The sequence below is a fragment of the Streptomyces sp. NPDC002835 genome, from assembly GCF_053591995.1.
This window is the reverse complement of record NZ_JBSFUW010000004.1, coordinates 1-24,795: the sequence shown is the minus strand read 5'-3', so window position 1 is coordinate 24,795 and position 24,795 is coordinate 1. Positions and strand designations below refer to the sequence as shown.

At 72.4% G+C, this 24,795-nt stretch carries 29 protein-coding genes; 16 read left to right on the top strand and 13 right to left on the bottom strand.

The genetic code is table 11. The features are described from left to right. Window positions 1–199: 199 nt before the first annotated feature. From ACWD01_RS05740 to ACWD01_RS05725, 4 genes are all read left to right on the top strand, one after another. Complete coding sequence (locus tag ACWD01_RS05740; protein WP_451158443.1) at window positions 200–751, top strand: MarR family winged helix-turn-helix transcriptional regulator; 552 nt, start codon at window positions 200–202, stop codon at window positions 749–751. A 102-nt stretch (window positions 752–853) separates the two neighbouring features. Then, entirely contained in the window at window positions 854–1,306 is a 453-nt protein-coding gene (locus ACWD01_RS05735) for a sigma factor-like helix-turn-helix DNA-binding protein (protein WP_451158441.1), read from the top strand. Next, the gene (locus tag ACWD01_RS05730; protein WP_451158439.1) at window positions 1,303–1,548 is read left to right on the top strand and encodes a hypothetical protein; all 246 of its coding nucleotides are present in this window, start codon (window positions 1,303–1,305) and stop codon (window positions 1,546–1,548) included. Before ACWD01_RS05735 ends, ACWD01_RS05730 begins: the two co-directional genes overlap by 4 nt. Before the next feature lie 63 nt (window positions 1,549–1,611). Next, entirely contained in the window at window positions 1,612–1,803 is a 192-nt protein-coding gene (locus ACWD01_RS05725; RefSeq protein WP_356897140.1) for a DUF1059 domain-containing protein, read from the top strand. An 88-nt stretch (window positions 1,804–1,891) separates the two neighbouring features. Here ACWD01_RS05725 and ACWD01_RS05720 read toward each other — a convergent pair whose 3' ends face one another. After that, window positions 1,892–3,043, bottom strand: a complete 1,152-nt coding sequence (locus ACWD01_RS05720) for a cystathionine gamma-synthase (RefSeq protein WP_451158437.1) — start codon at window positions 3,041–3,043, stop codon at window positions 1,892–1,894. A gap of 70 nt (window positions 3,044–3,113) precedes the next feature. On the opposite strand from ACWD01_RS05720, the gene ACWD01_RS05715 reads away from it, so the two are divergent. The 4 genes from ACWD01_RS05715 (at window position 3,114) to msrA (ACWD01_RS05700) (ending at window position 6,456) form a co-directional block, all read left to right on the top strand. Then, on the top strand, window positions 3,114–4,217 hold the full coding sequence (locus ACWD01_RS05715) for a hypothetical protein (RefSeq protein ID WP_451158435.1): 1,104 nt from the start codon (window positions 3,114–3,116) through the stop codon (window positions 4,215–4,217). Between the two features lie 101 nt (window positions 4,218–4,318). After that, window positions 4,319–4,984, top strand: a complete 666-nt coding sequence (gene msrA / locus ACWD01_RS05710; RefSeq protein WP_451158433.1) for a peptide-methionine (S)-S-oxide reductase MsrA — start codon at window positions 4,319–4,321, stop codon at window positions 4,982–4,984. Window positions 4,985–5,096: 112 nt separating this feature from the next. Next, window positions 5,097–5,582, top strand: a complete 486-nt coding sequence (locus tag ACWD01_RS05705; protein WP_451158431.1) for a DUF3885 domain-containing protein — start codon at window positions 5,097–5,099, stop codon at window positions 5,580–5,582. 208 nt (window positions 5,583–5,790) lie between these two features. Next, complete coding sequence (gene msrA, locus ACWD01_RS05700) at window positions 5,791–6,456, top strand: peptide-methionine (S)-S-oxide reductase MsrA (RefSeq protein ID WP_451158429.1); 666 nt, start codon at window positions 5,791–5,793, stop codon at window positions 6,454–6,456. Between the two features lie 15 nt (window positions 6,457–6,471). Here msrA (ACWD01_RS05700) and ACWD01_RS05695 read toward each other — a convergent pair whose 3' ends face one another. Beyond that, entirely contained in the window at window positions 6,472–7,104 is a 633-nt protein-coding gene (locus tag ACWD01_RS05695) for an RBBP9/YdeN family alpha/beta hydrolase (protein ID WP_451158427.1), read from the bottom strand. A gap of 261 nt (window positions 7,105–7,365) precedes the next feature. Between ACWD01_RS05695 and abc-f the strand changes: the two genes are divergently transcribed. The 3 genes from abc-f to ACWD01_RS05680 all read left to right on the top strand — a co-directional run bounded on the left by abc-f (window position 7,366) and on the right by ACWD01_RS05680 (window position 10,389). Continuing rightward, complete coding sequence (gene abc-f / locus ACWD01_RS05690; RefSeq protein WP_451158425.1) at window positions 7,366–9,003, top strand: ribosomal protection-like ABC-F family protein; 1,638 nt, start codon at window positions 7,366–7,368, stop codon at window positions 9,001–9,003. 122 nt (window positions 9,004–9,125) lie between these two features. After that, the gene (locus tag ACWD01_RS05685) at window positions 9,126–9,782 is read left to right on the top strand and encodes a ClpP family protease (protein WP_451158423.1); all 657 of its coding nucleotides are present in this window, start codon (window positions 9,126–9,128) and stop codon (window positions 9,780–9,782) included. Between the two features lies 1 nt (window position 9,783). Next, window positions 9,784–10,389, top strand: a complete 606-nt coding sequence (locus ACWD01_RS05680) for a ClpP family protease (RefSeq protein ID WP_451158421.1) — start codon at window positions 9,784–9,786, stop codon at window positions 10,387–10,389. A gap of 7 nt (window positions 10,390–10,396) precedes the next feature. Here the strand turns inward: ACWD01_RS05680 and ACWD01_RS05675 are convergent, their stop codons facing one another. The 4 genes from ACWD01_RS05675 to ACWD01_RS05660 form a co-directional block, all read right to left on the bottom strand. Continuing rightward, window positions 10,397–10,813 carry a helix-turn-helix domain-containing protein gene (locus ACWD01_RS05675; protein WP_451158419.1) on the bottom strand — a complete coding sequence of 139 codons (417 nt, stop codon included), beginning with the start codon at window positions 10,811–10,813 and terminating at the stop codon, window positions 10,397–10,399. 89 nt (window positions 10,814–10,902) lie between these two features. Continuing rightward, window positions 10,903–11,886 carry a GNAT family N-acetyltransferase gene (locus ACWD01_RS05670; RefSeq protein ID WP_451158417.1) on the bottom strand — a complete coding sequence of 328 codons (984 nt, stop codon included), beginning with the start codon at window positions 11,884–11,886 and terminating at the stop codon, window positions 10,903–10,905. A gap of 123 nt (window positions 11,887–12,009) precedes the next feature. Beyond that, on the bottom strand, window positions 12,010–13,278 hold the full coding sequence (locus tag ACWD01_RS05665; RefSeq protein ID WP_451158415.1) for a L,D-transpeptidase: 1,269 nt from the start codon (window positions 13,276–13,278) through the stop codon (window positions 12,010–12,012). A 322-nt stretch (window positions 13,279–13,600) separates the two neighbouring features. Then, complete coding sequence (locus ACWD01_RS05660; protein WP_451158413.1) at window positions 13,601–14,017, bottom strand: hypothetical protein; 417 nt, start codon at window positions 14,015–14,017, stop codon at window positions 13,601–13,603. Between the two features lie 106 nt (window positions 14,018–14,123). Here ACWD01_RS05660 and ACWD01_RS05655 point away from each other — a divergent pair, with 106 nt between their 5' ends. Next, window positions 14,124–14,408: an LAETG motif-containing sortase-dependent surface protein gene (locus ACWD01_RS05655; RefSeq protein WP_451158411.1), complete on the top strand. Its 285-nt coding sequence runs from the start codon at window positions 14,124–14,126 to the stop codon at window positions 14,406–14,408. A 39-nt stretch (window positions 14,409–14,447) separates the two neighbouring features. On the opposite strand, the gene hutH is transcribed toward ACWD01_RS05655, so the two are convergent. The 5 genes from hutH to ACWD01_RS05630 all read right to left on the bottom strand — a co-directional run bounded on the left by hutH (window position 14,448) and on the right by ACWD01_RS05630 (window position 20,740). Beyond that, a complete protein-coding gene (gene hutH / locus ACWD01_RS05650; RefSeq protein ID WP_451158861.1) occupies window positions 14,448–15,989 on the bottom strand; it encodes a histidine ammonia-lyase in 1,542 nt (513 codons plus the stop codon). A gap of 93 nt (window positions 15,990–16,082) precedes the next feature. Next, complete coding sequence (locus ACWD01_RS05645; protein WP_451158409.1) at window positions 16,083–17,282, bottom strand: diguanylate cyclase domain-containing protein; 1,200 nt, start codon at window positions 17,280–17,282, stop codon at window positions 16,083–16,085. A gap of 97 nt (window positions 17,283–17,379) precedes the next feature. After that, the gene (locus ACWD01_RS05640; protein ID WP_451158407.1) at window positions 17,380–18,180 is read right to left on the bottom strand and encodes an enoyl-CoA hydratase/isomerase family protein; all 801 of its coding nucleotides are present in this window, start codon (window positions 18,178–18,180) and stop codon (window positions 17,380–17,382) included. 335 nt (window positions 18,181–18,515) lie between these two features. Next, window positions 18,516–19,748 (bottom strand): adenylate/guanylate cyclase domain-containing protein, encoded by a 1,233-nt coding sequence (locus ACWD01_RS05635; protein WP_451158405.1) that lies wholly within the window; start codon window positions 19,746–19,748, stop codon window positions 18,516–18,518. A 134-nt stretch (window positions 19,749–19,882) separates the two neighbouring features. Beyond that, a complete protein-coding gene (locus ACWD01_RS05630; protein ID WP_451158403.1) occupies window positions 19,883–20,740 on the bottom strand; it encodes a biotin--[acetyl-CoA-carboxylase] ligase in 858 nt (285 codons plus the stop codon). 148 nt (window positions 20,741–20,888) lie between these two features. Here ACWD01_RS05630 and ACWD01_RS05625 point away from each other — a divergent pair, with 148 nt between their 5' ends. Further along, window positions 20,889–22,496, top strand: a complete 1,608-nt coding sequence (locus ACWD01_RS05625) for an acyl-CoA carboxylase subunit beta (protein ID WP_356897108.1) — start codon at window positions 20,889–20,891, stop codon at window positions 22,494–22,496. Between the two features lie 29 nt (window positions 22,497–22,525). Beyond that, entirely contained in the window at window positions 22,526–22,732 is a 207-nt protein-coding gene (locus ACWD01_RS05620) for an acyl-CoA carboxylase epsilon subunit (protein ID WP_451158401.1), read from the top strand. Between the two features lie 297 nt (window positions 22,733–23,029). Here the strand turns inward: ACWD01_RS05620 and mmpB are convergent, their stop codons facing one another. Then, window positions 23,030–23,158, bottom strand: a complete 129-nt coding sequence (gene mmpB, locus ACWD01_RS05615) for a morphogenic membrane protein MmpB (RefSeq protein ID WP_451158399.1) — start codon at window positions 23,156–23,158, stop codon at window positions 23,030–23,032. Between the two features lie 102 nt (window positions 23,159–23,260). On the opposite strand from mmpB, the gene ACWD01_RS05610 reads away from it, so the two are divergent. After that, window positions 23,261–23,875, top strand: coding sequence for a nucleoside triphosphate pyrophosphatase (locus tag ACWD01_RS05610; protein WP_451158397.1), 615 nt, complete (start codon window positions 23,261–23,263; stop codon window positions 23,873–23,875). A gap of 6 nt (window positions 23,876–23,881) precedes the next feature. Here the strand turns inward: ACWD01_RS05610 and ACWD01_RS05605 are convergent, their stop codons facing one another. Beyond that, window positions 23,882–24,331, bottom strand: coding sequence for a hypothetical protein (locus ACWD01_RS05605; RefSeq protein WP_451158395.1), 450 nt, complete (start codon window positions 24,329–24,331; stop codon window positions 23,882–23,884). A 380-nt stretch (window positions 24,332–24,711) separates the two neighbouring features. Here ACWD01_RS05605 and ACWD01_RS05600 point away from each other — a divergent pair. Then, a partial coding sequence (locus ACWD01_RS05600) for a biotin carboxylase N-terminal domain-containing protein (RefSeq protein ID WP_355335748.1) occupies window positions 24,712–24,795 on the top strand: 84 nt, incomplete at its 3' end.

The window sequence follows — 24,795 nt, the reverse complement described above, 5'->3', positions numbered from 1 at the left end:
CCCCGGGCACCGATAAGAGGACCGTCGCCGCACCGGCCGGGGGGGCCGGGCGAGGACCGCGCCGGCGCCCGGGGAACGGCCCGTACCGCCGCCGGAACAAGGCCCCGTACTGGATTGTGCAGCGCAGGTACGCACAGCCCCGGGGCCGCGTACTCTGTCCCCCACCACCCGACCACCGCACAAGAGAGCCCCCGCAGCCATGCCCACTTCTCAGGACATGACGACCACTGCGTCTGCCTCTCGGGGGACCACCTCCTCCGAAGCGCCCGGCGGCCCCGGTCTCCTCGATGCCCTCCAGCACCAGGTGGCCCTGTTCGCCCGTCGCGCGGAGCAGACCCGGCTCGGCGGAGTCGGCCAGGTCCGCAACTCGATGGACCGTGCCGCATACCTGCTCCTCAACCGCCTCGACCTCGAAGGCCCCATGGGCGTCAAGGCGCTGGCCGCCGGTATGGGCATCGACTCCTCGACCGTGACCCGCCAGGTCGCGCCGCTCGTCGACAGCGGCCTCGTCAAGCGCACCTCCCACCCGGAGGACGGCCGCGCCGTCGTGCTCCAGCTGTCCCCGCGCGGCCTCGCCCGGCTCGAAGAGGTCCGCGACTCGCGGCGGGAGCTGATGGCCCAGGTCACGGACGGCTGGACGGAGAGCGAACGAGAGTCGTTCTGCACTCTGCTCACCCGCTTCAACGACTCGCTCTCCGCCCGGGCGTCCGGCCTCGCGCCCGGAGAGACGGACACGCCTCCGGCCTCTTGACGCCGCCCGCTTCACGACGCCCGGCCGCTGGGCGCTTCCGACCTCTTGACCCGGCGCCGTCGTCTGGCCCTATATGAGGACGTGAGCGAGCGGCATTCAGCCATGGACCGCCGCCGTGCCCGTCAGTTCGACGCCTTCGTCGCGGGCGCGGCTGGCAGGCTGCTGCACGCCGCGACGCTGCTCACCGCGGAACCCGCCACCGCCAATCCGCAGGCCCAGCGGCTGCTGACCCGCGCTCTGGCCCGTACCTACGCCGACTGGGACCGGCTGCGCGGCGAGGACCCGTACAACCGCACCCGGCAGGAACTGGCCGTCCGCTTCGCCCGCAGCGCCTGGCGCTACCACCGGGTGCGCGGCGGGGTGCTGGACCGGCTCTCCCCGCAGGAACGCCTGATCCTCGTGCTGCGTCTGCACGAGGGCGTCGCGGAGGAGCAGACGGCGGCGCTCATCGGACTGCCGGCGGACCGGGTACGGGCCATCTGCAGCCGGGCCGTCGCAGTCATGCGCAGCGCACCGCGCGCTCCCCGCCCGGCCGTGCTGCGGGCGGCGTCATGAGCGGCCCCAAGGAGGACGAGGTCCGGCGGATGATGGACACCGTCCACCCGGCGGTCCCCGCCGACCTCGGCCCGCGCGCGGTCGCGCTCGGCGCCCGGCTGCTCCGCCGTTCGCGGATCGTCCGCAGGGTGTGGCTCCTGCTGCTGGTCGCGGCGGTGATCGCGTGCTCGGTGTGGGCGGCGGTGGCGGAGCCGTGGGCCGTGCCGCCCACGGACACCACGCCTCCGCTCGACGGCTGGTGACCAGCCTTTCGTACGGATCTATCCTGGTTTGAGAGGCATCTGGAACCAGCTCAGGAGGCCCTCATGACCAGGAAAGTCGCCGACTGCCGCAACACTCCGAGCGTGTCGGGATGCACCCTCACCATCAGCGGTGAGGAGGAGGAAGTCGTACGCGCGGCCGTGGAGCACGCCGTCTCCGTCCACGAGCACACCGACACCCCCGAGCTCCGGCAGATGGTCCGTGAGTCCCTCGAGGACGAGAAGGCGGCCGTCTGAACCCGCCCCGCCGGAAAGCCGTCGGGTCCCCGGGCGCGGGCGCGCTCCGGGGACCCCAGGGACGTGACGGAACGTCGGGCAGGGGGCGTCAGCCCAGCGCCTGCTGAAGATCCGCCAGCAGGTCGTCCGCCGCCTCGATGCCCACGGACAGCCGGACCAGGTCGCCCGGCACCTCCAGTGCGGAGCCCACGACGGACGCGTGCGTCATCCGGCCCGGGTGCTCGATCAGCGACTCGACACCGCCCAGCGACTCGCCCAGCGTGAAGAGCTTCGCCCGGTTGCAGACCTCCACCGCCGCCTGCTCGCCGCCCTGGACGCGGAACGAGACCATGCCGCCGAAGGACCGCATCTGCTTCGCCGCGATCTCGTGCCCGGGGTGTTCCGGCAGGCCCGGGTAGAGGACCTCGGTGACCTTCGCGTGCTTGGTCAGCATCTCCGCGACCCGGGTCGCGTTCTCGCTGTGCCGGTCCATCCGGACCGGCAGCGTCTTGATGCCGCGCAGCACCAGCCACGCGTCGAACGGCCCGGCGACCGCGCCCATCGCGTTCTGGTGGTACGCCAGTTCCTCGCCGAGACCGGCGTCGGCGGCGATCAGCCCGCCACCCACGACGTCCGAGTGACCGCCCATGTACTTGGTCAGCGAGTGCACGACGATGTCCGCGCCGAGCGCGATCGGCTGCTGAAGGTACGGACTGGCGAAGGTGTTGTCGACGACGAGCTTGGCGCCCGCCGTGCGCGCGATGTCGGCGACGGCCGCGATGTCGGTGATGCCGAGCAGCGGGTTCGACGGCGTCTCGACCCAGATCACCTTCGTACGGTCGGTGATCGAGGCCCGCACCGCCGCCGGGTCGGAGGTGTTCGCCACGGAGAAGTCCACGCCCCAGCGCTCGACCACCTTGGCGAAGAGCCGGAAGGTGCCGCCGTAGGCGTCGTTGGGGATCACCACGTGGTCGCCGGGCCGCAGCAGTGTCCGCAGCAGGCAGTCCTCCGCCGCGAGCCCGGACGCGAAGGCGAGGCCCCGCTGTCCGCCCTCGATCGCGGCGAGGTTCTCCTCCAGTGCGGTACGCGTGGGATTGGCGCTGCGGCTGTACTCGTAGCCGCCGCGCAGGCCGCCCACGCCGTCCTGCTTGTAGGTGGACACCTGGTAGATGGGCGGGACGACCGCGCCGGTCTGCGGATCCGCCGTGTTGCCCGCATGGATGGCGCGGGTCTCGAAGCTGTGGAAGCTGTGGTCGCTCATGGCACCCGAGCGTAGTCCCGTACGGGGCGGGCCGTGGCAGCTCTCCGGATGCGTCCTGGACAATGGGCCCATGGAGATTCTCTGGTTCCTGATCGCGCTGTGCATGCTGGTCGTGGTCCTCGGCCCCTTCCTCCGGAGCCGCCGCAACCGCGTCCAGCTCGCACGGCCCGGTTCGCCGGACGCCGCCGACCCGGAGACGTACGGCTTCGTGCGCCAGGAGGAGCTGGACGTCCGGACCCCCGGGCCGGACCAGGACCTCCTCGACGTGCTGGAGCTCGTCCAGCGCACCCAGGAGTGGAAGGCGGCGGCGCAGCTGCTCGCCGGCACGCCCAAGGAGGGCGAGCAGCGCTGGCAGCGCGTCCAGGCGTTCGCCGGCGCCGCCTCCCTCGAACTCGCGCAGCAGCCCGGCGTCGGCGGCGCATGGCTGCGCAGCTGGCGCGCGGAGGCCCCGAAGGACGCGGGGGCGGCGCAGGTGCACGCCGAGTTCCTCGTCCAGCAGGCGTGGCGCACCGCCGACGTGGGCTCCGACGAGTTCCGGATCATCCTCGAGGAGGCCAGGAAGGTCTGCGGCGAGGCCGCGCTCCTCGCCCCCGGCGACCCGGTCCCGTACATCACCGAGCTGGCCGTCGCCCGCGGACTGGGCTACGGCCCCGAGCAGTTCGACCAGCTCTGGGCCAAGGTCATCGACCGCGCGCCCGAGCACATGGGCGCCCATCTCGCCGCGCTGCACCACCTGTGCGAGAAGTGGCACGGCTCCCGCGCGGAGGCGGACCACTTCGCCACCACCGCCGCGGCGCGCGCCCCGCACGGATCGCTGCTCGCCGCCCTCCCGCTCTTCGCGGTGTACGAGCACCTGCCCGAGGTGAACCTCGTGCGGTCCTTCTACCAGAGCGCGGTGGTCACCAAGGCGATCGAGGGCGCGCTGTACGCGGTGCACTCCGCCCGCCCCGACGACCCGATGCTCCCGCACGTGCGCCACCTGCTCATCGTGTTCCTGGTCAACTCCGAGCGGTGGACCGAGGCGATGCACCAGCTCGTACGGGTCGACGGGCACGTCGGCGCGCTGCCCTGGACGACCGAGCCCGACCCGGCCGCGGCGTACGCGGTCTACCGCGCCCTGGCGGTCGCCGGCTACGAGGCGAGCGGCGGCAGCCCGGCGACCCTGCCGCACTGACAGCGCGGCCGGGGCCCGCTCGCGCGGCGGGGCCCGGCGCGGAATTCCGGACGGCGCCGGGACGTTCTTCCCGGTGCCGTCACCGTGAAGGAGAACCAGCCATGCTCTTCGGCCGTACGCCCGTGCTGCCCACCCCCGAGCAGGCCCTCAAGGGCCGCCCGGACCCGTCCTTCACCGTGCCCGACCGCCACACGGTCCTCGGCAACCCGCTGCTCGGCCCGTACCCCGCCCACCTGGAGACCGCGGACTTCGCGATGGGCTGCTTCTGGGGCGCCGAGCGGAAGTTCTGGCAGACCCGGGGCGTATGGACGACCCTCGTCGGCTACCAGGGCGGATACACCGAGAACCCGACGTACGAGGAGGCCTGCTCGGGCCTGACCGGCCACACGGAGGCGGTCCGCGTCGTCTTCGACCCGTCGGTCGTCTCGTACGAGACGCTGCTGAAGATCTTCTGGGAGTCCCACAACCCGACCCAGGGCTTCCGCCAGGGCAACGACGTGGGCACGCAGTACCGTTCGGCGATCCACACCCACTCCCCCGGGCAGGCCGCCGCGGCGAAGGCGTCCCGCGACGCGTACCAGAAGGTCCTGACCGGCTCGGGCTACGGCACGATCACCACGGAGATCCTTCCGGCGGCCGACCGCCCGTTCTACCCGGCGGAGGCGTACCACCAGCAGTACCTCGACAAGAACCCGGCGGGCTACTGCGGCATCGGCGGCACGGGGGTCTCGTGCCCGATCGGGGTGGCGAAGGCGCCCGGAGAGTGACCGCACCGTCGGCCGACCCCGCACATGAGCGTTTGACCAGGCTCTGGCAGGACCGCACACCTGCCGGGCCGCTGCTCCCCTCTACCTGAAGACGGCGTACGCCGACCGTTGGGTGCGCTTTCACAGCCTGCCGGCGTCGAAGCGCTACTCGGAGAACGAAGCGGAGTACGCCGTCCTCCTCGACTGCTACAACACGGTCCTGGACGAGCTGTTCGCGGGCGGCGAGGTGTACATGGTGACGACCGACTGGTCCCATCCCTCCGAGCCGACGCACTGGTCGGACCACCGCCGTGCCCTTCATCCGCAGGGCACGCTGTGGACCACGTTGGACGACACCGACGATCCGGATCCGGACTTCCACACACGCTGGTACTTCTACGCCGACCGCCGCCCCTGGCAGCGCGGCTGCCTCGACGAGCTGCTCCGCGCCGCCGCGGACGAGGCTCTCCCGGGCATCTTCGTCGCGGACACCGAGCTCACTCGTATCCACCATCCGTACGACGGAGGCGCGGACGTCGTCCTCGCCACCTCGGAGGAACGGCAACGGATGCGCGACCGGCACTCCGCCTGGCTGTCCGACCACCCCTCGGGGTACTGATCAGGGCGGTCGCCCGCTGCGCGTCCGGGTGGAGCTCGTACGGTCCGAAGGAGTCCGGACCGGCAGGACAAGCGAACCGACACCGGCCGGGCGACGGCACCGCTCCTGTTCCCACCGAGGACGGCCGGTCTGCGGGTGTTGCCGGGCGGGGGTCGCCGGGACAATGGAAGGGCCGGGAACGTACACCGTCACAGGGAACGAGGGCCCCATGCTGTTCGCCAGAGGCCGGGATCTGCGTCTGCCCACGCCCGAGGAGGCCCCGCCGGGGCGCCCGGAGCTCGCGTACGAGGTGCCGGAGCGCCATGCCGTGCTGGGGACTCCGCTGCAGGGGCCCTGGCCGGCGGGGCTGGAGGTCGCCGAGTTCGCCCTCGGCTGCTTCTGGGGCGCGGAGCGCCGGTTCTGGCAGACGTTCGGCGTCTGGACCACCGTGACCGGCTTCCAGGGCGGGCACACCCCGAACCCGGTGGACGACGAGATCCGGACCGGGCTGACCGGGCACGCGGAGACCGTCCGCGTGGTGTTCGACCCGGCGAAGGTGTCGTACGACGATCTGCTCAGGCTGTTCTGGGAGTCGCACGATCCCACGCAGGGTTTCCGCCAGGGCAACGACATCGGCACCTACGTCAGGTCGCTCCTCTTCACCCGCACCCCGGCCCAGGCCGCCGCCGCAGAGGCGTCCCGCGACGCGTACCAGAAGGCCCTGTCCGCCTCCGGGTACGGGCCGATCACGACGGAGATCCTGCCGTCCGGGGAGCACCCGTTCTATCCGGCACGGGCGTACCACCAGCAGTATCTGGACCGGAATCCGGCGGGCTACTGCGGCGCCGGCGGCACGGGGGTCTCGTGCCCGGCCTGGGCCGTGAGGACCGGCTGAGGCGGGCCCGCGGCGTCAGGCGACGGCGCGGCCGGTGAGCGGTTCGCCCGGGGTCAGGCACCAGGTCAGGACGGACGGCCAGGCACCGTATCCGGCTTCGAGGTCGAGGTGCGCGCCGCCCGGGACGACGTCGGTGTCGAGGCCGAGGGGGCGGCCGAAGTGCCGCTCCGCGCCGCCCGGGCAGTAGGGGTCGTCGTCCCCGGCCACGAGCCGTGTGACCGCGGCGGCCGCCCGGACCCGCTCCCCTGCGACCTGGAGGCGGGCGAAACCGGCGACCTCCGGGTGCCCCGCGATCACGTCGAGGGACGGCGGTGCGACGAGCAGGACCCGGTCGGCGCGTACGCCGCCGCGCGCGGCCGCGTGCAGCCACAGCAGCACGGCGAGGCTGTGGCAGACGACGACCCGCTCCCGGCCGGCGCCCTCCGGTTCCGCGCCGAGGAGGGTGTGCAGGCGCTCCAGCCAGACCTCCAGGTCCGGGCTGTCCGGGTCCGGCAGTTGCGGGTAGCCGACGGCGTGGCCGCGGGCGGTCAGTTCACCGGCCAGCCAGTACTGCCAGTGCCCCGGCGGCCTGCGGTTCTGCCAGCCGTGGAGGATCAGGAACGACGACGGCGCGGAGGTGGCTGCAGAGGCGGCGGATGACGAGGTCATGCCGTGATCGTCGGTGACCGGGGCCGCCCCGGTCCACCCCGTTCCGGACGGTGGACATGGCACACTGGGCGGCATGGGTTCCCATCTGCACTACTTCTTTCTCTGATTCCGGGCGCGGACGCGGCGTGCGAGTCGTAGGACTCCGCTGACGTCCCTCTTTTCCGCCCGTCCGACAGAACCCCGGCCCCGTTCCGGCGTGCCCGCAGGCGCAGTGGTGCGCCCGCACGCCCTGGGCGGGTCCGCAGTCCTCAGGGAAAGAACATGCGTGAACGCGCCCCATCGGCCATGGCCCAACTGACCATGAAGGACGTATCGAAGGCGTATCAGGGCCGTGCGGTCCTCGAACAGGTGTCGCTGACCGTGCGGCCCGGTGAGCGTGCCGGTGTCATCGGCGAGAACGGCTCGGGGAAGTCGACGCTGCTGCGGCTGATCGCCGGCGAGACGCCCGACACCGGCGAGATCACCGTCGCCGCTCCCGGCGGCACCGGGCATCTCGCCCAGACCCTGGACCGGACGTTCGGGCTCGGCCCCGAGCACACGGTGCAGGACGTCGTCGACGCCGCGCTCGCCGAACTGCGCGGAATCGAACGGCGGTTGCGGCAGGCGGAGGCACGGCTCGCCGACGCGGACGACGACGGCCTCGCCGCGTACGGCGAACTGCTCACGGCCTTCGAGGAACGCGGCGGCTACGAGGCCGACGCCCGCGTCGACGCCACCCTGCACGGTCTCGGCCTCGCCGGGATCGGACGGTGGCGAAGCCTGCGTACGCTCTCCGGCGGTGAGCAGTCGCGGCTGGCCCTGGCGGGCGTGCTGGCCGCCTCACCGGAGCTGCTGCTGCTCGACGAGCCGACGAACCATCTCGACCGGCAGGCCGCCGAGTGGCTGGAGGACCGGCTGCGCGGCCACCGCGGCACGGTGGTGGCCGTCACCCACGACCGGGCGTTCCTCGAACGGGTCGCGACCACCGTCCTGGAGGTCGACCACGACACCCGTACGGTGCGCCGGCACAACGACGGCTGGGCGGGCCACCGTGCGGCGCACGCCGCGGCGCGCCGCCGCCGGGAGCAGCGGTACGAGGAGTGGCTCGGCGAACTCGCCCGTACCCGCGAGCTGGTGGAGTCGTCGGGTCAGCGGCTCACGGCCACGGGGAAGGACCCGCGGCAGGGCTTCGGCAAGCACCGCCGCTCCCACGAGGCGAAGCTGTCGGGCCGGATCAGGGCGGCGCGACAGCGTCTGGAACGCCTGGAACGTGAGCCGGTCGCCGCGCCCGCCCCGCCGCTGCGGTTCGCCGCACGGCCGGTCACGGCGGGCCGTGCGGGGCTGCTCGCCGAGCTGACGGACGTCGCCGTGGGCGAGCGGCTGCGGCTGGACTCCCTGCGCGTGGAGTCGGGGCAGCGGCTGCTGGTGACCGGTCCCAACGGGGCGGGCAAGACGACGCTGTTGCGCGTACTCGCCGGTGAACTGCGCCCCGACGCGGGGACGGTGCGCCACCAGGAACGGCTCAGGATCGGGTATCTGGCGCAGGAGCTGCCGGCCGGGCGGCCGCGCGGACCGCTGCTGTCGGCGTACGCGGCGGGCCGCCGCGGCCTGCCGGAGGAGTACGCGGACGAGCTGCTCGGACTCGGGCTGTTCCGTGCGGAGGACCTCGACGTGCCGGTGGCCGATCTGTCCGTCGGGCAGCAGCGGCGTCTGGAGCTGGCGCGTCTGGTGTCCGCGCCGGCCGATCTGCTCGTCCTCGACGAGCCGACCAACCACATGGCGCCCGGTCTGATGGAGGAGGTGGAGCAGGCGCTGGAGGCGTACGGGGGCGCGGTGGTCGTCGTCTCGCACGACCGGCGCCTGTGCGGCCGTTTCACGGGCGAGCGGCTGGAGCTGCGCGCGGGCGGGCCGACCGTCTGAGCAGGGCCTCTGCCCGTAGCGAATCTGCTGCGGGCAGAGGTTTCTGACAGAGCGGCAGCGGCGGCCGGACAGTGTGAGGACCGCGGCGGGCCGTCGTCGCGGACCACCACGAGGAGGCCCCGATGCCACCGCTCGCCCCGCATCCGTACGAGCCGTTCCCGCGGGCCGCCGACGAGGACACGCCCCCGTCGCGGTTCGACGACCATCTGGCCGCCCAGCTGCTGGCGCAGCGGATCGTGTTCCTCGGGACGCAGGTCGACGAGGTGTCCGCGAACCGGGTCTGCGCACAGTTGCTGCTGCTGTCGGCCGAGGACCCGAGGAGCGACATCAGCCTCTACATCAACAGCCCCGGCGGCTCGGTGACGGCCGGGCTGGCGATCTACGACACGATGCGGCTGATCCCGAACGACGTGTCGACGCTCGCGATGGGCTTCGCCGCGAGCATGGGGCAGTTCCTGCTCACCGTCGGCACGGCGGGCAAGCGCTTCGCGCTCCCGAACGCGCGGATCATGATGCACCAGCCGTCCGCCGGTATCGGTGGCACGGCCGCGGACATCGCGATCCAGGCCGAGAACCTGGAGTTCACGAAGAAGGCCGTCGAGCGGATCACCGCGGAGCACACCGGCCGGAGCGAGGAGACGATCTCCCGCGACGGCGACCGCGACCGGTGGTTCACGGCCGCGCAGGCGAAGGAGTACGGCATGGTCGACCACGTCGTCGAGTCGCTGGCGGACGTGCGGCCGGCCGGACCGGCCCGGCGTATCGGGCTGGGAAGCTGACATGGGCCAGTACACGATCCCGAACGTCGTCGAGCGCACCCCGCAGGGCGAACGGTCCTACGACGTCTTCAGCCGGCTGCTGTCCGAGCGGATCATCTTTCTGGGCACGGAGATCGACGACGGTGTGGCGAACGTCGTCATCGCCCAGCTGCTCCACCTGGAGTCGTCGAGCCCGGACACGGAGATCGCGATCTACCTCAACTCGCCCGGCGGCTCGTTCACTTCGCTGATGGCGATCTACGACACGATGTCGTTCGTGCGTGCGCCGATCTCGACCTTCTGCGTCGGCCAGGCGGCCTCGACGGCGGCGGTGCTGCTGGCCGGCGGGGACCCGGGACGGCGGTTCGTCCTCGAGCACGCGCGGGTGCTGCTCGGGCAGCCGGTGAGCGCCGGCCGCCAGGGCACGGTCTCCGACCTCAGCCTGCAGGCCAAGGAGATGCTGCGGATCCGCTCCCAGGTGGAGGAGGTGCTGTCCCGGCACACGCACCACGAGGTGGCGGCCCTGCGTGCCGACATGGACCGGGACAAGGTGTTCACGGCCCACGAGGCCGTGGCGTACGGCCTCGCGGACGAGGTCCTGAGCCGCCGGGCCCCGGGCCCGGCCTGACCCGCCGTCACGCCGCGAGACGCACGTCCCCCGGCAGCGCGGCCGAACGGACGGTCGTGGAGCGGACCGTGGTGGAACGGACCGTGGTGGAACGGACCGTGGTGACGCGGGCCGGGCGGACGAGCTCGCGATGGGTCAGGGCGAGCAGGTCGGCGAGCCCGTAGCCGAGCGCGTGCGCGGCCGCGGCGAGGACCTCGGAGGAGGCCTCCTTGCGGCCGCGTTCAAGCTCGGAGAGGTACGGGACGGAGATCCGGGCGGCGTCGGCCACGTCCTTGAGCGTGCGCTCCTGCGCCAGCCGCTCCCGCCGCAGCACACCCCCGACGACGTGCCGCCACAACGGCTCCCTGCCGCCGCGGCCCGCCGCGGGCGCCACGGCCGGGCGCAGGGGAACGACACGGTCTCGGTTCGCCTCGTCACTGCTCATCGCCCCAGCCTAGAAGCGCCCGGCCCACCCGGGCAGCACCCCCGGTTGCGCCGGGGGCGAAACGACCGCCGGGCGACGGTCACCGGGCCTCACAGCGTCGCGTGGAAGTAGCCGATGCCGCGCTCGCGCACATAGCCCAGCCGGTCGTTGACGGCGAGCATGGGGCCGTTCTCGGCGGCGACGGTCGTGGCGATCTGCCGGACGTCGGGACACCGGTCGGTCAGCACGGATGTCATGTGGCGTTTGACGGCCAGGCCGAGGCCGCGGCCGCGATGGGCGGGGAGCACGACCGTGTCGTACTGGAGGGCGCGGACGTCGGAGGGGTCGCGCAGGACCAGTTCGGTGTAGGCGGCGACGGTGTCGGCGCCGGCCGCGGTGTGGAGGACCGCCGCGGAGAGCAGGACGCCGCCGCGGTCACCGATCACGCGGGCCGCTGCCCGTACCCGGGCGGCGTCCCACCTGGGGGCGCTCAGGGCCACGTCGCCCGTCGGCGCGTCCTCCATGGCGTTGTGGGCCTCGGCGAACGCGTCGGCGAGCGTGTCCGGGACGACGCCGGTCCAGTGGGCGTAGGCGTATCCGTCGGGCAGCGCGGGGTGGGCGGCGGGCGCGGCGGGGACGTCCTGGACGTACCAGGCCGGCGGCAGGGCGTTCGCGAAGCCGTGGCGGGCGGCGAACGCCTCGCCCGGGCCACCGAGTTCGACGGCTGTGGAGACCGATGTGCGGCCGTCCGCGGCGAGTCCGGCGCGCAGGGCCTCCCAGAGCCGGGTGCCGGTGCCGCGCCGTCTGGCCCGTGGGTGGACGGCCAGTCGGTCGAGGAAGGCGGCGTGCCGGTTGTTCTCGTCGGTGAACAGCACGGCCGTCGCCACGCCGTCGTACGAGCCGTCGGCGGCCACGGCCACCCGGTGCAGGGCCCGGGAGTTCACGGACGGCGTCCGCAGCCTCCCCTCGGTCTCGACGCGGCCGGGCGGGGGCACGTGCGCGGGCAGGTCGTGGGCGTGCGAGGCACGGACCACGGCGTGCCAGGCGTCGACGGCGGGCCCCGCAAGGGGCGTAGGGAGGCTGGTGACGGTCATACGGGGACGCTACGAGCCCGGAGGCCGCGGCCGCTCGGAATTTACGCGGGCCCGAGCGGGGGCGGGAAGACCGCGGTGGCGGCACCCTTCGCGGGTGCCGCCACCGTACGTACGGGGAGCGGGTCAGACGGCCGAGCCGGCCTTCCACTGCGCCCAGTCCATGTTCCAGCCGTTCAGGCCGTTGTCCGGCTTGATCGTGGTGTCCTTGGAGTTCTTGACGATGACGACGTCGCCGATGAGCGAGTTGTTGTAGAACCAGGCGGCGGGCTGGTTCTTGTCGCCGGCGCCCTTGACGTCGTTCAGGCCGACACAGCCGTGGCTGGTGTTGGCGCTGCCGAAGACCGAGTCCGGGCCCCAGTAGTTGCCGTGGATGAAGGTGCCGGACGTGGACAGCCGCATGGCGTGCGGCACGTCCTTGATGTCGTACTCACCCTTGCCGTCGTCGTCGGTGAAGCCGACCGTCGCGCCGTTCATCCGGGTCTCCTTGAACTTCTCGGAGATCACCATCTGACCGTTGTACGTCGGGTTCTCCGGGGAGCCGGCGGAGATCGGGATGGTCTTGACCGTCTGGCCGTCCTGCGTGATCGTCATCATCTTCGTGGACGCGTCGACGGTCGAGACCTGGTTGCGGCCGATCTTGAAGGTGACCGTCTTCTGCTGCACACCGAAGACGCCGTCGGCGCCCTCGACGCCGTCCAGCGCGAGCTTGAGCGTGACGGTGGAGTCCTCGGCCCAGTACTGGTCGGGGCGGAAGTCCAGGCGCTGGCTGTTGAACCAGTGGCCGACGACCTCCTGGCCGCTGCTGGAGGTCACGGTGATCCCGGACTGGACGGCCTTGCGGTCCGTGATCGCCTTGTTGAAGTTGATCGAGACCGGCATGCCGACGCCGACGGTGGAACCGTCCTCCGGCGTGAAGTTGCCGATGAAGCTGTTGTCGGGCGAGACGGTGGTGAACGACGCGTTCTCGTGCGCCTCCAGGCCGGCCGCGTCCTTCGCCGTGACGGCGATCTTGTAGGTGGTGGAGCGCTCGAGCTGGGCGTCCGGCTTCCAGCTCGTGCCGTCCTCCGCGAGCGTCCCCTCGACCGGGGTGCCGTCCTTGGTGGTCATCGTGACCTCGGTCAGGGTGCCGTCGGCGACGGTGACCTTGGCCGCGTTGTTGATGCTCGCGTTCGTCGCGCCGTTCTCGGGCTCGATCGCTATTCGCGCCTTCGAGACCTCCTTGGCGGCCGCCTCGTCGATCTGCGCCTGTGACGTCTTGTTGTTCTCGGCAGCCGGGTCCTTGCCGTCTTCCCCGCCGCTGCAGGCCGACAGGACCAGCACGCCCCCGAGCACCGCGGATGCGACCTTGAGGCCGCTGCGCCGCTTGCTGTCCGTCATCACACGCTTCTCCATCGCTGCCGAGTCCCCTGACCAACCTCTACGGACAACCCCATTTCAGGGCATCCGGTTCCACATCCGTGAAAGATGTGGGGAACAACACGTCGAGTACGTCCGCGGACACCCGGTCCGCCGGACACACTTCCCCACCACACTGATCGACGCTCCAACCGCCTCATCGGTTGCACGGCGACCTGTCCGGGTTTCACTTCTTCGATTGTCGCCCCCGCTCCTACGGCACGGAAGGGAGCGGGCCCCGGTTCGCCTTCCCGGCCGGCGGAGGCCCGAAGCCTGCCGCATGCCGCCGCTTTGTGCGATCTGCGGCACATGCGCCGCGTCAGGCTCGCGGGCCGTCCTCGTCGGTGTCGGTTCCGGTGTCGAGCAGCGGGTAACCGTCGGGGCCGTCTCCGTAACCGTCCACCACCTCGCCGTCGTCATCGTCGTCGTCGTCGGCGTCGAGCTGCCAGTCGTCGGAGTCCGGGTCGTACTCGATCTCCTCGCTGCTCCAGGACGCCTGGGCCAGCTCGATCCCGGGGACCGCGCTGATCAGGTCGAACGGGTCCACGAGATAGGCCAGGGCCTCCGCGTCGTCCTCCCGCACCGCGGACTGCGCATGTGTCCGCTCCGCGTCGGGCATGAATTCGTCGGCGGCGATCCGCTCGAGCGCCGCACCGGTCAGCGCACCGGAGTCGTCGACCTCGATCACCAATTCCACTCGTAGCCGCACATACCGTGATGTCTCAGAGACGGTCATACGACGGAGCGTATGGCCGGCGACCCGCGGCTTTCCCACGACCCGCTGCGTTCACTAGCATCTGCCCACCGGCCAATCCCAGGATGCCTCAAGGGGGACCGACTCCGTGTCCGTCGCACGTCGACCGCTGCTCACCGCCATCGCCGCAGGGACGGTGCTGTGCGCGCTGTGGTTCGTTCCCTCGGCGAACGCCACTGCCGAGGATCCGGAACGGCCGGCGGGGGTCTCCTCCGGCGCGGTGACGCAGCAGGCCGGCCAGGAACCGCTGCTGCTGGCCGAGACGGGCAGCGTGGACACCACTCCGTACGTGATCGGCGGCTCGGCGTTCCTCGCCGTCGGAGCCGGCTTCATCGCCTTCTCGATGCGCGGCGGCGCGTCCAGCGCCGCCTGAAGCCCCCGGCAGCACACAGGCCGCCGAGGGGGAGGCGCGTCAGGCCAGCGGGCCGGTCACCGGCTCGACGGCGGCGACGAGGAGCCCGTCCCGTACGAACGCGTCCGCCGCCTCCAGGTCGGGCGCGAGGAAGCGGTCCGGGCCGGGGCCCTGGACGCCTGCCGCGCGCAGCGCCTCGATGGCGGCCTGCGACGCCGGGGCCGGGGTGAGGTGGCGGCGCAGCTCGATGGCGCGGGTCGCCGCGTACAGCTCGACGGCGATGATCCGGCTCAGGTTGCCGACGGCGGTACGCAGCTTCCGGGCGGCGGACCAGCCCATGGAGACATGGTCCTCCTGCATGGCGGAGGACGGGATGGAGTCGGCGGACGCCGGGACGGCGAGCCGCTTCAGCTCGCTGACCAGCGCGGCCTGGGTGTACTGGGCGATCATCAGCCCGGAGTCGACGCCCGCGTCGTCCGCCAGGAACGGCGGCAGGCCGTGGCTGCGGTTCTTGTCGAGCAGCCGGTCGGTGCGGCGCTCGGCGATGGAGCCGAGGTCGGCGGCGGCGATGGCGAGGAAGTCCAGTACGTAGGCGACCGGAGCGCCGTGGAAGTTGCCGTTGGACTCGACACGGCCGTCGGGCAGGATCACGGGGTTGTCGACGGCGGAGGCGAGCTCGCGCTCGGCGACCAGCCGGGCGTGGGCCATGGTGTCGCGTCCGGCGCCGGCGACCTGCGGGGCGCAGCGCACCGAGTAGGCGTCCTGGACACGGGGCGCCGCCTCCTCCTGGAAGTGGCCGGTGAGCCCGGAGCCCTTCAGGACGGCGAGCATGTTCGCCGCGGAGGCGCCCTGCCCGGGGTGGGGGCGGATGGCGTGCAGTTCCGGTGCGAGGACCTTCTCGGTGCCGAGCAGGGCCTCCAGCGTCAGGGCCGCGGTGATGTCGGCCGACTTGTAGAGGCGCTCCAGGTCGGCGAGGGCCATGACCAGCATGCCGAGCATGCCGTCGGTGCCGTTGAGGAGGGCCAGGCCCTCCTTCTCGCGCAGCTCGACCGGGGCGATGCCGTGCTCCGCGAGCAGCTCGTCCGCGGGGCGCACGGTGCCGTCGGGGCCCTCGGCGTCGCCCTCGCCCATGAGCGCGAGCGCACAGTGGGACAGCGGGGCGAGGTCGCCGGAGCAGCCGAGGGAGCCGTACTCGTGGACGACGGGCGTGATGCCCGCGTTGAGCACGTCGGCCATGGTCTGCGCGACCTCGGGGCGTACGCCGGTGCGGCCGGAGCAGACGGTCTTCAGGCGGAGGAACATCAGCGCGCGGACGACCTCGCGCTCTACGCGCGGTCCCATGCCGGCGGCGTGCGAGCGCACGATGTTGCGCTGGAGCTGGGCGCGGAGTTCGGGGCTGATGTGGCGGGTGGCGAGGGCGCCGAATCCGGTGGAGACGCCGTACACGGGCTCGGGCCTGGCGGCCAGCGCGTCCACGACGGCGCGGGCCTCGGCGAGGGCGGCGAGGGCCTCGCCGGAGAGCTCGATACGGGCGCCGTGGCGGGCCACGGCGATGACGTCATCGGCGGTGGTACCGGACGTCCCCACCACGACTGTTTGCATATCCATATTCAGCAGCGTACGGATTGAATCCAAACCTGTCACCACCGGCGGGCATGTTGGCCCCTTACCGGCCGGTACCGGGCCACGGGGCCGTCAGGGCTCGCTCCACGGCTCCTCCTGCACCTCCTCCGGGCGGGCGTCCCGGAAGCGGCGGCGGTCCTGCGGGGACCGCGGCGGCGAGTCGGCGAGCCGCATCACCGTGCCGTCCCGGCCGGCCACCACCGGCTGCGGGGAGCGTGCCGCCTTGGCCCGGTACTGGGCCGCGTCCGCCAGCCGGAAGAGCCGCCGGGCCGAGCGCACCTCGCCGATCGGGTCGCCCGTCGACGCGACGCCGCAGGCGACGCCCTCCCCCAGCTCCAAGTCCTTCGCCCGGACGCACAGTTGCCCGGCGACGTCGACCACCTCGTCGGCCGAAGGGCCCACCGTGACCAGACAGAACTCGTCACCGCCGAGCCGGGCCGCCAGCGTGCCCGGCAGCATCGCCCCGCACAGCGACAGGACGGAGCCGAACCGCTCCAGCAGCCGGTCGCCGACCGCGTGCCCCTGGGTGTCGTTCACCCGCTTCAGCCCGTTGACGTCGCAGACCACCAGGCCGACGACCGCGCCGTCCGCCCGGTGCCGCTCCAGCGCCTCGTCGAGCCGGGTGTCGACCGCGCGGCGGTTGGCGAGGCCGGTGAGGGGGTCGGTGAACGCGAGCCTGCGGACCTCCTCGAGCCGCTCGGTCTGCGCGATACCGGCCGCCACGACGGACGCCAGCACGGTCGCGAAGTCGGCGTCCTCCCGGTCGAACACCGCCGCCGACTCCGGCCGGGCCACGTACAGCTCCCCCCACGCCCTGCCGTGCAGCACGATCGGCGCGACGACGCAGCAGCCCCGGCCGCGGCGGCGCAGCGCGGCGACCCTCCCCCACAGGACTGCGTCCGTGGGAGGTACCCCCTGGCGGCAGTAGCCGTGCCCGGGCGTCGCGGGGCCCGCCGCCGTCTCCACCCAGGCCTCCGGCTCACCGCCGCCGGCCCAGCGTTCGTGGAGGAACTCGGTGATCTCGGGGAAACGATTCACCGGGTACGCCTCCGACTCGGGGAACTCCTCTTCCTCCGGCGCGCGTTCGCCCGCGTTCACCAGCACCCGCAGCCGTCCGCGCTCCCGTTCCCACACGGACAGCGCCGCGAACGACCCGGCGAGCGCGCCGCAGGCCCCGACGGCCGCCGCCCGCCAGGACTCACGCGGCGTCTGAGCCGCGGCCATCGCCTGCGCCAGCGCCACCACGGCTCGCAACCGCCCATCCACAGCCATCCACCCAGCTTAGGGAGGTTTCCACCGATTTGATCAGTTGAAGGGGCCCGGGTCGCGGACCCGGGCCGCCGCCGTCGCCGTGGACTCGCTCACTCGCTCACTCGCCGGGCCACTGCGGCTTCCGCTTCTCGTTGAACGCGGCGACGCCCTCCGCCCGGTCCCCGGAGAACGCCGTCGCCCGCCATGCCGCGTCCTCGACCTCCAGCCCGGCGCGCAGGTCCAGCCCGTGCCCGAGCCGCATGGCCTTCTTCGCGTTCCGCAGCCCCACCGGCGAGTTCGCGGCCATCCGGGCGGCGAGCGCGAGCGCCTCGGTACGGGCGTCCTCCGCGAGTACGTCGACCAGCCCCAACTCCCTTGCCTCCGCGGCCTCCACGCGCCGCGCCGTGAAGACGAGCTCCGCGGCGCGGGCGGCCCCGACCCTGCGCGGCAGCAGCTGCGTGCCGCCGCCGCCGGGGATCACGCCGACGGACACCTCGGGCAGACCGACGACCGCGGTCGCGTCGGCGACGATCACGTCGCACGACAGCGCCAGCTCGAAGCCCCCGCCGAGCGCGAAGCCGTGCACGGCGGCGACGGTCGGCATCGGCAGCTCCAGCACCCCGGTGTACGCACCGCGGGTGGTCGGCCGCTGGCGCGACAGGTCGGCGTCCGTGAAGGAGTTGCGCTCCTTCAGGTCGGCGCCGACGCAGAAGGCCCGCTCACTGGTGGAACTGAGCACCCCCACCCGCACCTCCGGGTCCGCCGCGAGCGCGTCACAGGCGGCCCGGATGGAGCGCGCCATCTCCGTGGAGACGGCGTTCATGGCCTTGGGGCGGTCGAGGACGAGCTCGGCGACGTGGCCGTGGGCGTGCTTGCGGATGGCGACGAATTCTCCGAACCGCTGCTCGGACTCCGACATGAGACACCCTCCCGGTTAACGATGGTTCACGGGATCATATGCGGGGTGGCGGAAACGGGTACGGGTGCCGCTGCGCGGGGCTGTTCCCCTACCCTCCCCTTCCCGAACCGGGGCAGGCCCCGGACCCCGGAACCGGGCAACTCAAGCCTCGCCGGCGTTTGAGGCGCGGGGTTCGGGGCGGAGCCCCGACGAGACCGGCCACACCCAGCCCCGTCGGCGTTTGAGGCGCGGGTCCGGGCAGAGCCCAGTTACGGGAAGGTGGGGGTCCCCCCGCGGCCGCCAGGCCGCAGGGGAGGGTAGGGGAACAAGCCCGCCGCAGGCGCGACCGCACGCGCTCAGGACGGTCGCCGCGTCAGGAGCCACGGCTCCACCACGCCAAGCCCCCGCACCGGCCGCTGCCACATCGGCTGGAGCGCGAAGCGGTACGTCGGCACCTCGCGGCCCTCCTTCTCCGCCTTGGCCGCTTCCTCCGCCGCCTCCGCCTCGGAGGCCGGCGCGTCGCCGGTGCGGATCAGTTCCTCGGCGAACGCCCCGTCCACCAGGAGCGCGTCCTTCGGCGCTATCGACGTCAGCCGGCTCGCCAGGTTCACCGTCGTACCGAAGACGTCGCCCATCCGGGTCGTGACCGTCCCGAAGGCGATCCCCACCCGCAGGGCGGGCATCGTCTCGTCGTCGGTCATCGTCTCGATGAGCCGGAGCGCGATCTCCGCCGCCGTGCCGGCGTCGTCCGCCGCGTACAGGACCTCGTCGCCGAGGGTCTTGATCAGCCGGCCGCTGTGCGCGGCGACCAGGTCCGCGCAGGTGGTCTCGAAGGACTCGACGAGCTCGCCGAGCTCCTCCTCCTCCAGCCGGCGGGTCAGCCGGGTGAAGCCGACGAGGTCGGCGAAGGCGACGGCGAGGCGGCGGTCGACCATTTCCTCGTCGTCCGCGGCCTGCACGACCCGGCCGGTCGCGGCCGCGAGCTGCCGCCGCCAGACGTAGACCAGGAACTCCTCGAGTTCGGGCAGCAGCAGCTCGACCAGCGGATAGGTGACCTCGGTGCGGGTCATGCCGGGCTCCGGCGGTTCGGTCAGCCCTTCCAGGAAGGAGTCGATCTGCCAGTCGGCGAGCCGGGCGGTGGTCTGCCCGGTGGAGCGGGCGACCTGGACGGCCATCGGCTCACTGAGCAGGCCCGCCTCCACCAGACCGGCCAGCCGCCGCAGGGCGAGCACGTCCGCCTCGGTGAGGGCCTTCGCCTGCCCGATGTCGGCGAAGCCCATGGCCCGCCAGAAGCGGGCGGCGAGCTCCATGGAGACGCCGGCGGTACGGGCGGCCTGGAAGGCGGTGTAGCGGCGCTCGGCGCCGAGGATCAGCTGTTCGAGGCGGATGGCCAGCGGGTCGTCGGACGGCTCCGCCGTGTGGTCGACCTCGTGGTGGGGCGTCGGATGCACCGCCCCGGAAGACCCGCCGGACCCCGAGCCGGAGCCAAAGCCCGAAGCGCCCTGCCCCGACGAAGCGGCGGACGCGCCGGAAGAGCCGTCCGACGGCGGCTGCGCGCCCGCGCCGGAAGTGGTGTCGTCGACGGTCACCAGCCGCCTCCTGCCCGTTCCCTGCGCAATGCCCTGCCGATCTGTCGCGCGATCGCCTCAACGATACGGCAGGTGTGCCCCAGCTCACGTCCCGGCGGCGAAGGAGGTTCGAGTCCGCGTACGCCCGGCGTCCGTCAGCCCGCCGGCCGCAGGTGAACGATGTCGCCCGCGCTCACGGGCTGCCGTTCCCCGCTCTCGGTGACCAGCACCAGCCTGCCGTCGCCGTCCAGCGCGACCGCCTCGCCGGTCACGGCCGTGCCGCCGGGCAGTTCGGCACGCACCCGGCGGCCCAGGGTGGCGCAGCCCGCCACGTACGCCTCCTGGAGTCCGCAGGCCGACGGGTCGCCGACGACGGTGCGCCAGTCGGTGTACCACTTCTCCAGCGAGCGCAGCACGGCCCGCAGCAGCGGGTCCCGGTCGGTGGACACGGCGTTCGCTAGGCCCAGCGATCCCGCCCCGGGGACGGGCAGCTCGTCGGCGCGCAGCGACACATTGATGCCGAGGCCGAGCACCACCGCGTCGTCCCCGGCACGCTCCAGCAGGATGCCGCCGGTCTTGCGTTCCTCACCGTCCACGGTCACCAGCAGGTCGTTGGGCCATTTGAGGGACATGTCGACGCCGGCGGCCCGTGCGAGTCCGCTCGCGGCGGCGACGCCGGCGAGCAGCGGCAGCCAGCCCCAGCGGGTCACGGGCACGTCGGGGCCGGGCCGCAGGAGTACGGAGAAGAAGAGGCCGGAGCGGGCGGGCGCGGTCCAGGCGCGGTCCAGCCGGCCCCGCCCCGAGGTCTGCTCCTCGGCGATCAGCACGGCTCCCTCGGGCAGGGAGGCGGCCCGTGCCGCCAGGTCGGAGTTGGTGGAACCGGTGGCCGTCACCACGTCCAGGGAGGTCCACAGACCACCGGGCACGACGACGCCGCGGCGCAGGGCGGCGATGTTCAGAGGCGGCCGGTCGAGGTCGGACCAGCGGCTCTCGGGCGCATTCGGAGGCGTCATGCAAGCCAGCGTAGGTGTGGCAAACGCCGCACTGCCGAACCGTATCGGCGCCGATACGCTACGAGCCAGTAGCAAACGATCGTCAACCGTCCCCTTGAGTCCAGTCCCCGTTAGCCGTCCCCGTGACCAGCCAGGGAGCCGCATCCCGATGTCCGAGCCGGAAACCGCCCTCTCGCAGAACCCGAGCAGCCACACCACCGCGGGAAAGATCGCGGATCTTCAGCGCCGTATCGAAGAGGCGACGCACGCCGGCTCCGCGCGGGCAGTGGAAAAGCAGCACGCCAAAGGCAAGTTGACGGCCCGGGAGCGCATCGCGCTGCTCCTGGACGAGGACTCGTTCGTCGAACTCGACGAGTTCGCCAGGCACCGTTCGACCAACTTCGGGCTGGAGAAGACGCGCCCGTACGGGGACGGTGTCGTCACCGGCTACGGCACGGTCGACGGCCGCCCGGTCGCCGTCTTCTCGCAGGACTTCACCGTCTTCGGCGGCGCTCTCGGCGAGGTATTCGGACAGAAGATCATCAAGGTGATGGACTTCGCGCTGAAGACGGGCTGCCCGGTCATCGGCATCAACGACTCCGGCGGCGCACGTATCCAGGAAGGCGTCAGCGCGCTGGGCATGTACGGCGAGATCTTCCGCCGCAACACCCACGCCTCCGGCGTCATCCCGCAGATCTCGCTGGTCGTCGGCCCGTGCGCGGGCGGCGCGGTGTACTCCCCCGCGATCACCGACTTCACGGTGATGGTCGACCAGACCTCGCACATGTTCATCACGGGCCCCGACGTCATCAAGACCGTCACCGGCGAGGACGTCGGCTTCGAGGAGCTGGGCGGCGCCCGCACGCACAACACCACCTCCGGTGTCGCGCATCACATGTCGGGCGACGAGAAGGACGCCATCGAGTACGTCAAGTCCCTGCTGTCGTACCTGCCGTCCAACAACCTCTCCGAGCCGCCGTCCTTCCCCGAGGAGGCGGACATCGCGGTCAGCGACGAGGACCGCGAGCTGGACACGCTCATCCCGGACTCGGCGAACCAGCCGTACGACATCCGCACCGTCATCGAGCACGTCCTCGACGAGGGCGAGTTCCTCGAGACGCAGGCGCTGTTCGCGCCGAACATCGTCACCGGCTTCGGCCGCGTAGAGGGCTACCCGGTCGGCATCGTCGCCAACCAGCCGATGCAGTTCGCCGGCTGCCTGGACATCAACGCCTCCGAGAAGGCCGCGCGCTTCGTCCGCACCTGCGACGCGTTCAACGTCCCCGTGCTGACCTTCGTCGACGTCCCCGGCTTCCTGCCGGGCGTCGACCAGGAGTACGGCGGCATCATCCGCCGCGGCGCCAAGCTGATCTACGCCTACGCCGAGGCGACGGTCCCGCTGATCACCGTCATCACCCGCAAGGCGTTCGGCGGCGCGTACGACGTCATGGGCTCCAAGCACCTCGGCGCCGACCTGAACCTGGCCTGGCCGACCGCTCAGATCGCGGTCATGGGCGCGCAGGGCGCGGTGAACATCCTGCACCGCCGCACCATCGCCGCCGTCGAGGGCGCGGAGGAGCAGGAGGCGACGCGGGCCCGGCTCATCCAGGAGTACGAGGACGCCCTGCTCAACCCGTACACGGCGGCCGAGCGCGGCTACATCGACGCGGTGATCATGCCGTCCGAGACCCGCGCCCAGCTGGTGAAGGGCCTGCGGCAGCTCCGCACCAAGCGCGAGAGTCTGCCGCCGAAGAAGCACGGGAACATCCCCCTGTAGAGCTCCTACGCACGAGGAAGGGCCAGACGATGATCAAGGTCGTACGAGGAAACCCGACCCCCGAGGAGCTGGCCGCCGCCCTGGCAGTGGTCCAGGCCCGCGCGGCGGCGATCGAGGGCAGCGCGACGGACGGCCCCCACCCGCCCGAGGGCTGGTCCGACCCGGCCCGCATCGCCCGCACCACGCGCCCCCTCCCGGGCCCCCGGGCATGGGCCCGCAGCTACTGGCCGGTCTGACACCGCCACCGCGCGGAGCGCGGTACGGGTCCGGGCAACGCCGGCCCGGCCTGGGGGCACCTCCCACGGCCGCCAGACCGTAGATTGAGGCCAGCGCGCGGAGCGCGGTACCGGGCCCGGGCTTCGCCCGGGCCCGCCCACCCAGCGGCACGGGACCTGGGGCGGAGCCACGGACTCACCGCCCGGAGGGCGGCACCGGGTCCGGGGCTGCGCCCCGTCACGCGGCGGAGCCGCACATCCGGTACGGCGGGAAGGGGCGGGGGCGGGGAGGGGAACAGTCCCCGCCCCGCCCCCGCGTCACCGCAACCCCGCCGCGAACATCGCCACCACCATCGCCAGCGCCAGCAACAGCCCCGCGCGCCGCAGCATCGTCTGCATGTCGCGGAGTTCCTTCGGCGGCTCGTTCTCCGGGTCGGACCACAGCATGCCTTCGATGGTGCTGGCGCACGGCCCCGCGCGCCTGAGTACGCGTACTCAAAAAGGGGCCCGGGGGCCAGAAAACTCGGCGGCGGAAGGCGCCCGTTTACGATGGGCCGCATGACTCGTCTCGTGCTCGCCTCCGCCTCCCCCGCCCGGCTGAACCTGCTGCGGCAGGCCGGTCTCGCACCCGAGGTGATCGTCAGCGGCGTCGACGAGGACGCTCTCACCGCGCCCACGCCCTCCGAGCTCGCGCTCGTCCTCGCGGAGGCGAAGGCCGCGGCGGTCGCCGCCCGTCCGGAGGCCGCCGGTGCGCTGCTGATCGGGTGCGACTCCGTACTGGAGCTCGACGGCGAGGCGCTCGGCAAGCCCGCCGACGCCGAGGAGGCGACCGCCCGTTGGAAGGCGATGCGCGGCAGGGCGGGCGTCCTGCAGACCGGGCACTGTGTGATCGACACGGCGACCGGCCGCCGCGCGTCGGCGACCGCGTCGACGACGGTGCGGTTCGGCGAGCCGTCGGACGCCGAGGTCGCCGCGTACGTCGCGAGCGGCGAACCTCTGCACGTCGCGGGCGCGTTCACCCTCGACGGGCGCTCCGCGCCGTTCATCGACGGCATCGACGGCGACCCCGGCAACGTCATCGGCCTGTCGCTGCCGCTGCTGCGCCGGCTCCTGGCGGAGCTGGGCTTCTCGATCACCGACCTCTGGGCCGAGCAGGAGGCGTAAGACGCCTCACGCGGGCGACGCCACCCCGCCCACAGCCGGACCGGCAGGATCGGCCGGACCCGCCGGCGCCTCCGGCTCGTCCGCCGGCCGCTCCCTGCCGTACACGATCAGCGACGCCACCAGCAGCCCCAGCACCACCATCATGAACGCGAAGGCGTTCCAGCCGACCAGACCCACCGTCAGCGCGCCGAGCACGCCGTGCACGACGGCGAGGCCGATGAGCAGGACCCGGGTGAAGCGGCCGGGCGCCCGGTCCCGTACCGCCACGACCAGCAGCAGCACGCCGGCGAGGGCGAGCAGCAGCCCGGTCCCTATGCCCAGCCCCCAGGTCGCGGTCACCATGACATCCGTGTCGAGGCCGTCGAGCGACATCCGCTGGGCGTCCACGAACGTGGCCATGATGCCGTTGAGCACGACGATGCCGACGGCCTCCGCCAGCAGGACAAGCGCAGCCACCACGGCCACCGGTCTGCGCACCACGGCGCCCCCAACCCTGTGTGTACCGGAAGTACGTACGACAGCGGCGAGGCTACTGACCGGTAAACGCGGGGGCAAGGGATTGGGCACGCCCGGTCGGCCGGCAAAGAATCATTGGGCCATTCGTAGGGACTCCACAAAGAAACGCTCTGGCCCGCTGCGTTCAAAGACAGAGACCTTGACCACACCAGAGGGCTACTGTGCGGGAGAGGAACCCGTCGTACCGTGGTGCGACAAGGGATTTCGCGCTCGAGCGAGCCTCGAATCACGCTCCGTGTGGGCAAGCTCACCAATGGGGACGGGTCGAAAGGCCGTGTCGGCAGTCCCTAAACTCAGCTTGTTTCAAGGAGGGAGCCATCGTGCGCAAGGTGCTCATCGCCAACCGTGGCGAAATCGCTGTCCGCGTTGCCCGTGCCTGCCGGGACGCCGGGATCGCGAGCGTA